Source organism: Stenotrophomonas sepilia, assembly GCF_003244875.1.
In the GTDB taxonomy this organism is placed as follows: domain Bacteria; phylum Pseudomonadota; class Gammaproteobacteria; order Xanthomonadales; family Xanthomonadaceae; genus Stenotrophomonas; species Stenotrophomonas sepilia.
Genome location: NZ_LXXZ01000038.1, coordinates 1 through 11,043, shown reverse-complemented (window position 1 = coordinate 11,043; position 11,043 = coordinate 1). Strand labels below are relative to the sequence as shown.

General features: G+C 67.3%; 12 protein-coding genes and 1 pseudogene. All 13 read right to left on the bottom strand.

Annotation, left to right across the window (positions count from 1 at the left end; genetic code table 11):
* A pseudogene (locus A7X97_RS06495) lies at positions 1-455 on the bottom strand (flagellar motor switch protein FliG); the annotation flags it as partial.
* A gap of 7 nt (positions 456-462) precedes the next feature.
* Positions 463-2,109, bottom strand: coding sequence for a flagellar basal-body MS-ring/collar protein FliF (gene fliF, locus A7X97_RS06490; protein WP_049412900.1), 1,647 nt, complete (start codon positions 2,107-2,109; stop codon positions 463-465).
* Positions 2,110-2,122: 13 nt separating this feature from the next.
* Entirely contained in the window at positions 2,123-2,488 is a 366-nt protein-coding gene (fliE, locus tag A7X97_RS06485; protein WP_005409552.1) for a flagellar hook-basal body complex protein FliE, read from the bottom strand.
* Positions 2,489-2,823: 335 nt separating this feature from the next.
* Positions 2,824-3,240 carry a hypothetical protein gene (locus A7X97_RS06480; RefSeq protein ID WP_111007704.1) on the bottom strand — a complete coding sequence of 139 codons (417 nt, stop codon included), beginning with the start codon at positions 3,238-3,240 and terminating at the stop codon, positions 2,824-2,826.
* 186 nt (positions 3,241-3,426) lie between these two features.
* Positions 3,427-4,929: a sigma-54 dependent transcriptional regulator gene (locus A7X97_RS06475; RefSeq protein ID WP_111007703.1), complete on the bottom strand. Its 1,503-nt coding sequence runs from the start codon at positions 4,927-4,929 to the stop codon at positions 3,427-3,429.
* Positions 4,926-5,303, bottom strand: a complete 378-nt coding sequence (locus A7X97_RS06470) for a response regulator (protein ID WP_005409556.1) — start codon at positions 5,301-5,303, stop codon at positions 4,926-4,928. The genes A7X97_RS06475 and A7X97_RS06470 overlap by 4 nt, the downstream gene beginning before the upstream one ends.
* A gap of 14 nt (positions 5,304-5,317) precedes the next feature.
* On the bottom strand, positions 5,318-6,727 hold the full coding sequence (rpoN, locus tag A7X97_RS06465) for an RNA polymerase factor sigma-54 (RefSeq protein ID WP_075076489.1): 1,410 nt from the start codon (positions 6,725-6,727) through the stop codon (positions 5,318-5,320).
* 329 nt (positions 6,728-7,056) lie between these two features.
* Positions 7,057-7,689 (bottom strand): response regulator, encoded by a 633-nt coding sequence (locus A7X97_RS06460; RefSeq protein ID WP_049460605.1) that lies wholly within the window; start codon positions 7,687-7,689, stop codon positions 7,057-7,059.
* Between the two features lie 91 nt (positions 7,690-7,780).
* A complete protein-coding gene (locus A7X97_RS06455) occupies positions 7,781-8,359 on the bottom strand; it encodes a PilZ domain-containing protein (protein WP_049460606.1) in 579 nt (192 codons plus the stop codon).
* A complete protein-coding gene (locus A7X97_RS06450) occupies positions 8,356-8,655 on the bottom strand; it encodes a hypothetical protein (protein ID WP_049461874.1) in 300 nt (99 codons plus the stop codon). The genes A7X97_RS06455 and A7X97_RS06450 overlap by 4 nt, the downstream gene beginning before the upstream one ends.
* The gene (gene fliS / locus A7X97_RS06445) at positions 8,655-9,074 is read right to left on the bottom strand and encodes a flagellar export chaperone FliS (protein WP_049460610.1); all 420 of its coding nucleotides are present in this window, start codon (positions 9,072-9,074) and stop codon (positions 8,655-8,657) included. Before fliS ends, A7X97_RS06450 begins: the two co-directional genes overlap by 1 nt.
* 130 nt (positions 9,075-9,204) lie before the next feature.
* Positions 9,205-10,557: a flagellar filament capping protein FliD gene (gene fliD, locus A7X97_RS06440; RefSeq protein ID WP_111007702.1), complete on the bottom strand. Its 1,353-nt coding sequence runs from the start codon at positions 10,555-10,557 to the stop codon at positions 9,205-9,207.
* Positions 10,558-10,772: 215 nt separating this feature from the next.
* On the bottom strand, positions 10,773-11,043 hold a 271-nt coding region (locus tag A7X97_RS06435), incomplete at its 5' end, for a flagellin (protein ID WP_281268028.1).

The window sequence follows — 11,043 nt, the reverse complement described above, 5'->3', positions numbered from 1 at the left end:
TCCACGCGGGTACGGTCCGGCAGCAGCTTCAGCGCGTCGGCGGCCTGGTCGGTTTCCAGGTGCGCCATCACGATGGCGATGATCTGCGGGTGCTCGTTGCGCACCAGGTCGGCCACTGCACGCGGGTCCATCCACTTCAGCGCGTCCAGGCCGGTGGTGTTGCGGCCGAGCAGGATGCGGTCGATCAGGTTGCCGGCCTTCTCGCTGCCCAGCGCCTGCACCAGCATGTTGCGGATGTAGTCATCCGAGCCCACGCCCAGCGAGGTCTTCGAGCCCAGTTCCTGGCCGAACTGGTCCATCACCCGCTCCACCTGCTCGCGGGTGATGTCGGTCATGGTGGCCATGGCGATGCCGATCTTCTGTACTTCCTTGGGTTCCATGTGGCGCAGCACTTCGGCCGCATCCAGCTCACCCAGCGAAAGCAGCAGCACGGCCGCGCGCTGTACTCCGGTCAGTTGTGCCTCAGTCATTGGCCACCCAGCCTTTGACCACCTGGGCCACGCGCTTGGAGTCGGTCTTCACGGCTTCACGCGCCATCCGCAGTCGTTCCTCATATGAATCCACCGGCAGTGCGAGCGCATCCGGTCCGCCCAGGCTTGCCCGGTCGGTGCCCAGCGCTGGCAGCGCAATGCCATCGTCATCGACCAGCTGCACATCCGCCGTATGCGGCTCCAGCGCCTGCTCGTCTGCCTTCCTGCTCTGGCCGGTGATCGCGCGCAGCGCCGGACGCAGCACGCCGAACAGCAGCGCCAGCACCACCACCGCGCCCAGCAGCATGCGGCCGGCATCGTGCACCCACGGCAGCTCCCACCAGGCCGGGCCTTGTTCGGGCGTGGTCTCGCGCACGAACGGGGCATTCATCACCGACACGGTGTCGCCACGCTCGGCGTTGAAGCCGACGGCCTGCTTGACCAGCGCCTCGACGCGGGTCAGTTCGGCGGCCGACAGCGGCTGCGGGCTCATCTTGCCGTTGGCGCCGGCGCGCGGCACGTTGTCCACCAGCACCGCCACCGACACGCGCTTGATGCGGCCGGCCGGCTGGCGGGTGTGCTGCAGGGTGCGGTCCAGCTCGTAGTTGCGGGTGGCGTTCTTGCTGCTTTCGGTCGGGGTCTGCGCGGTGGCCGGCGCGGCCTGCTGGCCCGGCGGACTGTTGCTGGTTGCACCCGGCACGCCCTGCGGACCCGGCGTGCTGGTGGTGTTCTCGCTCATCTGCTCGCTGCGCAGCTTCTGCGGTTCACCGTTGTAGAGCTCACGGGCTTCCTCGGTCACCGAGAAGTCCATGTCCACGCTCACTTCCGGGTTGACGCGGCCGGGGCCGGTCATCGGCTCCAGCAGCTCGCGGATGCGCTGGTTGAACGAGGTTTCCTGGCGCCGCACCTGCTCGAACTGCGCGGCGTTGACCGCCGCCTCGCTGTTCGGGTCGGTGATGCTGAGCATGCGCCCGCTCTGGTCGACCACGGTCACCCGTTCCGGCGCCAGGTCCGGAATGCTGGCCGCGACCATGTGCACGATGGCGTCCACCTGGCTGCGTTCCAGCTGCTGGCCGCCCCGCAGTTCCAGGGTGACCGAGGCGCTGGCCACGTCACGCTGGCGGGTGAAGGCGCTGGGCTTGGGAATGGCCAGATGCACGCGTGAATCACGTACCGGGCGCAGCGTGTTGATGGTGCGCGACAGCTCGGTTTCCAGCGCGTGCTGGTAGCGCGCGCTTTCCACGAACTGGCTGACGCCGAAGCCCGGGTCGCGTTCCATCAGCTCGAAGCCGAGCTTGCCACTGTCGGTCAGGCCGGAGCCGGCCAGCTTCAGGCGGGCGTCGTGCAGGTTCTTTTCCGGCACGGTGATGCCACCGGTGGCCGGATCGAGCGCGAACGGAATCTGCGCGGCGCGCAGCAGGTCGGTCGCCTCAGCGGTCGCCTTCTGGTCCAGGCCGGTGTACAGCGGGACCATGCCCGGCTTCTGTGACCAGAAGAACACGGACAGGCCTGCCGCCACCGCCACCGCGATCATCGCCATCAGGCCCAGCCGACGGGTGATCTGCAGACTCTGCAGGCGGTCGAACCATTGCCCGGCCTTCTCGGCGTTCAGGCTGTCCTTGGAGAGCGTCAGTGCCATGCGTCTCTATTCCTTACAGCGGCATGTTCATCACGTCCTGGTAGGCCTGGACGAGACGGTTGCGGACTTCCACGGTGGCGCGGAAGGCGATCTGGGACTGCTGCGAGGCGACCATCACCTTGGCCAGGTCGGCGCTGGGGTCGCCCATTTCAAAGGCCTTGGCGAGGGCGCCGGACTTCTGCTGCGCATCGTTGACGCCGGCAATCGCACCACGCAGGGTTTCGGTGAAGCTGGCCGGCTGGGCCTGCGGCGCGTCCAGCACCGTGCCCGGCAGGGCGTTGCTGCGCGGCGTTTCGCCCAGCGGGTTGAGCGCCGGCTGCCCCATCTGGGTCTGATAGGAGCGGATCTGCGAAAGGATCGAAGTGACGGAGTGGGACATCTGCAACGGTTCCAGAAACAGGGATGGGGTTGTCTGCTGGAGCAGGTGCAAGTGCCGTGCCGAAACCGGTTTTCGATTCAGTGACGTGAGGGTCTGGTGTGTGTGTGCTGGCAGGGCTGCGCCCTGCACCCGCCGAATCAACGTCAACGTCAACGTCAAAATCGGGCTATCCGTGGCGTGGCGGGCTGGGTCCGGCGACAGGTGGCCGCGATCTGTTGAAACCTGCTACTGATGGTGGGTGCCGACCGTGGGTCGGCACGGGGTCAGATCCCGTTGCGACGCAACGGGCTCTGACCCCATTGAAGGCGCCATTTATCCGGCGTCGGTTTTCTGGCCTACGGCTGCAGGGTCCAGCGGCCGGAATTCTGGCGCTGGCGCGGGGCGATGGGGCCGTCGTGCTGGGTGTAGATGAAGCGGCCCTGGCGGTCGCTCAGGCAGGTCAGCAGCAGGGTGTAGTGGGCGGGACCGGCCGGGTGGGCCTCGGTCATCTGGATTTCCGCGATATGCGGGGCCAGGCGCTGGTAGCGGTAGCTGCCGCCGATGCGCAAGTCAGTGCCGAGGATGTCCAGCACGTACTGGCTGCCGGCAAAGCTGAGCTGCACCATGCGTCCGGCGTTGGGGTTGTCCGGCGCGTACAGCGGGTCGCTGAGGTTGGTGAACTGGCGCTGGTCCAGCGTTGCGGGCAGGGTGCAGTTGGCGGCAGTGACCAGGGCCGGGTAGAGCAGGCTGGCGAGCAGGGCAAGGCGATGCATGGTGGAACCTCCATGGGTGTGTCCTTGCCATGCTCCGCACTGCGGCCGTGTTGTCTCTAGGAAAACATGCAAAAGCAATGGGCTCAGATCGCGTTCCGCAGCAAAGGGATGTGAGCCCAGGCGCCAGAAGCACCAACGCCCGGGCGAGCCCAGGCGTTCGTGCCCCCTTCATGCTGGTGGCGCGGTTCAGCCGGCCAGTTCGGCCTGCTCGCGTTCGATGCCGTACTTGCGCAGCTTTTCCACCAGGGTGGTGCGGCGCAGGCCGAGCAGCTGGGCGGCGTGGGCGACCACGCCCTGGGTGCGTTCCAGTGCTTCGTTGATCAGGCCAAGTTCGATGTTGGCCATGTGGTTGCGCAGGTCCATGCCTTCGTCGGGCAGCGCTGCCGGTGCCGCCGGGCGATTGACGGCAATGCCGTGCTCCAGTGCCGGCTGGTTGCCGCTGCCCGGGGTGTGGAAGGAGAAACTGCGCAGGTCCAGGCGTTCTTCGCTGGCGGCCGGCTGTGCCGGTGCCGGCGTGGCGGCGGCCAGTGCCGCATCGCCACGGTAACGGGCCGGCAGGTCCTGCACGCGCACCGAGCCACCCGGATGCAGCACCGCCAGGCGCTCGACCAGGTTGGTCAGCTCGCGCACGTTGCCCGGCCATTCGTAGCCGGCCAGCGCCTGCAGGGCTTCCGGGGTGAAGCGCACTTCGCCACGGCCAGTGCGGGCCAGCTGCGCGGCGATGGTTTCCACCAGGGCCGGCAGGTCTTCGCGACGCTCGCGCAGCGCGGGTACTTCAATCGGGAACACGTTGAGGCGGTAGAACAGATCCTCGCGGAACTTGCCCTCAGCGATGCGGGTCTCCAGGTCGCGATGGGTCGCGGCCACCACGCGCACGTTGCAGCGGATGGTCTGGTTGCCACCCACGCGCTCGAAACTGCGCTCCTGCAGCACGCGCAGCAGCTTCACCTGCATCGGCAGGCTCATGTCGCCGATTTCGTCGAGCAGCAGGGTGCCGCCCTCGGCCATTTCGAAACGGCCCTTGCGCGCGGTGAGCGCGCCGGTGAAGGCGCCCTTCTCATGGCCGAACAGTTCGCTTTCCAGCAGGTCGGCCGGAATGGCGCCGCAGTTGATCGCCACGAACGGTCCGTCACGGCGCGGCGAACGCTGGTGGATGGCGCGCGACACCACTTCCTTGCCGGTACCGGATTCACCCAGCACCAGCACGGTGGTATCGAATGCGGCCACCTGCTCGATCATGGTGCGCAGGGCGCTCACTGCCGGGCCGTTGCCGGTGGGTCCCTGGTCCTGGGCGGCGCCGGCCTGATGCTCGGCATCCAGGCGCTTGAGGCTGGCGCGGCGCAGCAGGGCTTCCATCTGCGCGTGGCGCAGCGGCGTTTCCAGCGGCCAGATATTCGCTTCATGCAGCCCGTGCTGCTGGGCAAACATTGCGGCATCACCATCGGCCAGCAGCACCGGAGGCGGCAGGCTGCTGCCGCCCAGCCAGTTGTACAGCGCGGTGCTGGCGGGGCTGTCGTCCAGGCTGCCGACGATCACCGCCATCCAGTCGTTCTGGCGCTGCCGGCCCAGGTCGAAGTCGGCCGCGTCGGAGACCCAGCGCGGATTGAAGTCCATGAATTCCAGCAGGGCAACGGTGCGCTCTGCGCGCACGGCGTCGTTGTCCAGCACCAGGATGCGCGATTCACTCACGACTGTTCCTCCCTGAGGCCTTCCAGGATCGGCATGACTTCCTGGATGTAGGACAGCTTGCTGACAAAGTTGTCGGCACCGGCACGCAGCGCGTGTTCGCGGTGCTCGGCGTCGTCGAAGTGGCTGGCGATCACGATGTACGGTGCATCGTCCTGCGACTTGATCAGGCGGGTGGCCTGCAGGCCGCCCATCTCCGGCATGGCCAGGTCCATCAGCACCACCTGCGGGCGCAGCGTTTCCGAGCGCTCGATCGCTTCCAGGCCGTTGCCGGCACTGCCGACGATCTGCAGCCAGTCGATCTTGCGGAAATGCCGCATCGCCGCGTTGATGAAGCCCTCGTGGTCATCGACCAGCAGGACCGTGAGCTTGTTCATGTCCAACATCCTTTTCAGCCCACCCGGGCCAGCTGCGGTTGCCTGGCGCTGAGCCGGCGCCGTTCGCGGGCCGGGGCGATATCCAGTTGTTCTCGGTATTTTGCGACGGTTCGGCGGGCAATGTTCACCCCCTGGCGTGACAGCAGGCCGGCAATGGCCTCGTCGGCCAGCGGACGGCCGGCGGGTTCGGCGTCGATCAGGCGGCGGACCATGGCTTTCACCGCCTGGCCGGAGACGCTGGCGCCTTCCAGGCGCACGGCGAAGAAGTGCTTCAGTTCGAAGGTGCCGCGCGGGGTCTGCAGGAACTTGCCGGTGGTGATGCGCGAGACGGTGGACTCGTGCATGCCGATTTCCTCGGCCACTTCCTTCAGGGTCAGCGGCGCCATCGCCTCTTCGCCACGCACCAGGAAGGCGGCCTGGCGCTCGACGATCACACGCGCGGTGCGCAGCAGGGTGTCGTAGCGCATCGACAGGCCGCGGCTGAACCAGCGCGCCTCCTGCAGCATCTCGCGCAGTGCCGGCGCGGCTTCGCTGGTTTCGGCCAGCGCCTGTTCGTACTGGCTGTTGATCGAGACGCGGCGGCTGGTGGCCGGGTTCAGTGCCACCTTCCACTGCCCATCGGCATGCCAGGCGACCACGTCCGGTACCACCACCGCATTGCGTTCGGGCAGCAGGCTGTCGCCGGGGCGCGGCTGCAGCGAGAGGATCAGGCGCACCGCCTCGCGCACGTCGTCGATCTCGGCGTCGTGCTGGCGGGCGAGGGCGGGGTAGTCGTGCGCGGCCAGTGCCTCGAGCGCGCCATCGAGGATGCGGGCGGCCAGGTGACGCGCGGGGACCACGCCGTGCAGGCTGCGCAGTTGTGCCTGTAGGCCTTCGCGCAGGTCCTGCGCAGCCATGCCAGCCGGTTCACCGTGCAGCAGCTGCTGGCGGATGGCCTCGACGCCTTCGGCGGCGATGTCGAACTGGGCGCTGGCCAGCAGCTGCAGCTGCGCCAGTGGCGCCTGCAGGTAGCCGGCCTCGTCGCAGTGGTCGAGCCAGAACGCGGCCACCGCCAGTTCGCTGTCGTCCATGTCCAGCGCCAGGCGCTGCAGCACGCGCAGCTGAGGGTCGGTCGACTCACCGGCGGCAATGCGCGCCATGCGGTCGTCGTCGCCGTCCTGCCAGCTGGCGCCGGCCACGTCCCACATCGAAGACTCCGGCAGCTCGTCGAACGCAGCGGTGTCCAGCGTGGTGGCGCTGACCTCGGTGGCATCAGCGGCAGGCGCTTCGGCCTCTTCGATCTCCAGCAGCGGGTTGGAGTCCAGCAGGCGCTGGATTTCCTGTTCCAGGTGCAGGCCATCAAGCTGCAACAGCCGTATCGACTGCAGCAGCTGCGGGGTGAGGTGAAGTTGTTGGCCCAGCTGGGTCGAGAGTGCAGCCTTCATCGTGGTTCCCCGGCGCCGCTCCCCGGCGCCTTGTGGAACGCATCTTGCTTTTGATCCGGCAGGTCCGGAATCGGGGGGTTCCTGAGGCGCTTGGTTGAGTTCCCGACACGCTGTAGGGGAAATCCCTACGAAAGCGCGGGAAGTTGACGATGGCCGCGGCTAAATCGTTGATTGCTGGTGAGCAAAGCCGGGCAAAGGTGGGTCGGGCTGTACGGAAACCTGTCAGGGTCTGTCGGGGTGACGGGAAGTCGTCGCCGATGCAGGGCCCGGGTCGGTAGGGTCGACCGTTGGTCGACCAACGCGCAATGCGCGGGGTTTCCGGCGGACGATCATTCCAACTCGTGCTGGTGGCGGGCGGCCAGCAGCAGCAGATCGTTGGCGCGGCGGCAGCCCAGCGATTCCATCATGCGCGCGCGATGGGTCTCCACCGTCTTCACGCTGATGCCCAGGTCGGCGGCGATTTCCTTGTTGCTTTCGCCCTTGCCGATCTGCCGCAGGATCTCGCGCTGGCGCGGCGACAGCGCGGCAATGCCGGTGGGCTTTTCGCGGCCCAGCATGGGCGCCAGCATCTTGGCCGAGATCTGCGGGCTCAGGAACACCTGGCCGGCATGGGCGGCACGCAGGGCCAGTTCCAGTTCCTGCGGCGCGGCATCCTTCACCACGAAACCCACGGCGCCGCGGTCCAGTGCATCGCGCACATGGGCGGCGTCGTCATGCATGGTCATCATCACCACCCGGGTGCCGGGTGCGCGCAGGCGGATGTCGCTCAGCGCTTCCAGGCCGGTGCGGCCGGGCAGGGAAAGATCCATCAGCACCACGTCAGGTGCATGCTGCAGGGCCAGTTGCAGCGCCTGTTCGGCGTTGCTCGCTTCGGCCACCAGCTGCACGTCGGCAAACCCCTGCAACAGCCGCGCCAGGCCGGCGCGAACCAGAGTGTGATCGTCGACGATGAGAACTCGCACAGGCACGCAGCAGGTCCGTGAGGGGAGTCCACCTTAACTTAGCTGAACGGGCCCGCCAAGGCCCGTCGGCCACGCACTACGGTGACGGCGTTCAGCGCGCCCGGCGCGCTTCGGCAACCTGTCGACGGTGTAGACGGAAAAGGTGGCGTTCCATGGCCATTTCCAGGCCATCGCCCAGATGACTGAAGCGCAGCCACAGGAAGTGGCCGCCGCTGCCGTCGGCGGCTTCGGCCACCACTTCCACCGGCAGGTCGATATGGTCGGGCAGCCAGTCGCTGGGCTGCAGGCGGACGACGCCGGCCTGGCCCGGGCTGGCGCCGCTGCGCGGGCCCAGCTGCAGGCGGATGCCGCGGCGCGACCAGCGTACCGGGCGCAGGGGCAGGTCGTGGCCCTGCTGGCGCACCAGCCGGCCCAGCAGCACCATGGTCAGGTCCAGCTTGGCTTCCAGGCGCTGCAGCTGCAGGGTGGCTTCGCTGCGCTCCTCGTGCTCGTCAACTCTGCTGTCTTCCACCAGGGCCAGGCTGCGCAGCAGGGCTTCGGCATTGCCGGTACGGCCCAGCGCGCTGCCGGCCTGGTACTCGGCAGGCAGGGCCAGTTCGCAGCTGAGCGTTTCGTCGAACAGCTCGCTTTCGGCCGGGTGGTGCAGCGAGGTGGTCGGCAGCAGGGTCATGCCAGCGATTCTGCCTGCAGGTATGCATGGGCTGCGCGAAGGGAGGTGCGGCCCTGCTGCAGGTGGCTGGCCGCTTCATCGCGCAGCAGGCGCATGCGCGCGCTCAGGTCGTGCTGGTGCTGCAGCAGGCCCTGCAGCGCATCGGCGCCCAGGATCGCACCGTGCACGTCCATGGCCTTGCGCAGGTTGGCATCGTACTGGCCCAGCAGCGCGGCGCAGTCTTCGCCCGAAACGGTGGTCAGCGCAGCGTCTAGGGCGTCCAGTTCGGCGTGCAGCGGGGCAAGCACGGCGTCCATCAGGCAGGAGCCCCGGCGGCGCGCTGGCGCTGGTCCTGCGGAATCGCATTCCAGGCCGCGTCGATCTCGGTCAGCAGCTGCAGGGCTTCCTGCAGGGCCACCACATCGTTGTGCAGGTTGGCTTCGGTCAGGCGCTGCTGCACGTAGTCGTACAGCGCCGACAGATTGCCGGCGATCTCGCCGCCGGCCTCATGGTCCAGCGAACCATTGAGGTGGCCGACGATGGCGCAGGCCTCGCCGATGGCCTTGCCCTTGCGCGCCTGGTCGTTGCGCTCGATGCAGGCTTCGGCCAGGCGGATGCGTTCGCACGCTCCGGTCAGCAGCAGTGCAACCAACTTGTGCGGGTCGGCGTCGGACACGGCGGTGTTCACCCCGACCTTGCGGTACTGCTCTGCGTACTGACGGCTGGAACCGTACATTGAATGAGTCTCCTGGTTGGCCACCCGGCGCATGGCCTGTCGGTGGCATCAGGGCCCGCCACGGGCCCTGCATTGTGTTGCTGTTTGTATCGGCGCCGGCGGCGCCAAACTTGAGCGCCGCCGTGCGGGTTCAGCTGCTGGTCTTCTTGGCCAGCTGCTGGGTCAGGTAGTCGCTGGTGGTCTGCATCTGGCTGACCAGCGACTCCATCGAGGTGAACTGCTTGGTGTAGCGGGTGGACACCTGTTCCATGCGCGCATCCAGATCGTCCAGGCGCTTTTCCAGATCCTTGATCTGCTTGTTCAGCGTGTTGGTGCGCTGGGTGATGGTGCCGGTGGTGGCGTCCAGGTTGCTCTTCAGCATGTCGGTCATCGACTTGCCGACCTTGCCGTCGGCGCCGAACATGTTGGCGACCGATTCGGGGTCCTTGGCGATGGCCGCGTCCAGTTTGGTGCTGTCCAGCGTCAAGGTGCCGTCGGTGGCCAGGGTGATGCCCAGCGCCTTCAGTTCATTCACGTTGGGGCTCAGCTGCCCGCGTAGCTGCTGCTGCAGGCCACGCACCATGGCATCGCCAGTCAGTGCCGAGGCCGTATTGGTCGTGCTGTTGTAGGCGGTGGCGGCCTTCAGCTGCGTGTTGATCGCGTTGTAGGCAGTCACGAAGGCGGTCAGGTTGGCCTTCAGCGCGCTGTTGTCGCGGCCGACGGTCAGGGTCTGCTTCACGTCCGGGTTGGCCTTGGTCAGCGTGAGCGTGACGCCCGGCACCAGGTCGGAAATGGTGTTGGAGCTGGAGGTACGGGTGAAGCCGTCCACGATCACGATCGCGTCCTTGGCTTCCACCATCACTTCCATCTTCGAGGAGGCGGTGCCGTCGTAAGCCAGGTCATCCAGGGTGCCGTTGCCGCCGGACGGGGTGACCGTGATCGCGCCGGCTTCGCCGGAATCCACCGCGGTCAGTACCAGGTGCTGGCCATCGTCGGCGGTCACCACCGAGGCGACCACGCCCTTGCCGCCGGAGGCCTTGTTGATCGCCTTGGCCACGTCGGCCAGCTTGCTGTCGGCGGCAATGTCCACGTCCAGGCTGGTGTCGCCGTAGCCGATCGTCAATTTACCGCCGCCGATCGCCGCATCCTTGTCGAATGCCTTGGAGCTGAGCTTCTGGTTCTGTGCCAGCTGCTGCACCTGCACCTGGTGGGTGCCGGCCACCGGGCTGGTGGCGTTGTCGCCGGTATCGACGGCGGCGGTGAAGGTGACATCGGTGCCCAGGGTGGTCTTGTAGCCGGGGTTGTCGGCACTCTTGACCAAAGCGGCCAGCGCGGTCTGCAGATTGGACAGGCCACTCTTGATGGTGCTGATGGCCGACAGCTTCGAGGTCGCCGCCGTGCCCAGCGCGTTGATCTGGTTTTCCTGCGGCTCGCGCTCCTTGGCAACCAGCTGCGCAACCAGGGTGGGGATGTCGAGACCGGTACCGATGGTGCCGATGGCCATGAGAAGTCCTTGTGCTGTGGGCGGGCGAAGCCACTGCCGTTGCAATGGCTATCGGCCGCCGGAATGGAAGCTTGAGCGCACATGCGTGCGCCGATGCATGCGCCGCTGCAAGGCCTGTGCCAGCCGGGGGGGGCGCTGGACGCCGGCCGCGGTCACAGACGCAGAAAGGCCGCCCGAAGGCGGCCTTTCTGTACTGCCTGAACCGGTGCGGGGGATCAGCCCTGCAGCAGGCTCATCACGCTGGACGGCGACTGGTTGGCCTGGGCCAGCATCGCGGTACCGGCCTGCTGCAGGATCTGCGTGCGGGTCAGTTCAGCGGTTTCCTTGGCGTAGTCGGTGTCGCGGATACGGCTGCGCGAGGCCGACAGGTTTTCCGAGGTGGTGTTCAGGCTGGCGATGGTGGAGGTGAAGCGGTTCTGGATCGCACCCATGTCGGCACGCGAGGAGTTCACCGAAGTCAATGCATCGTCAACGATGGACAGAGCG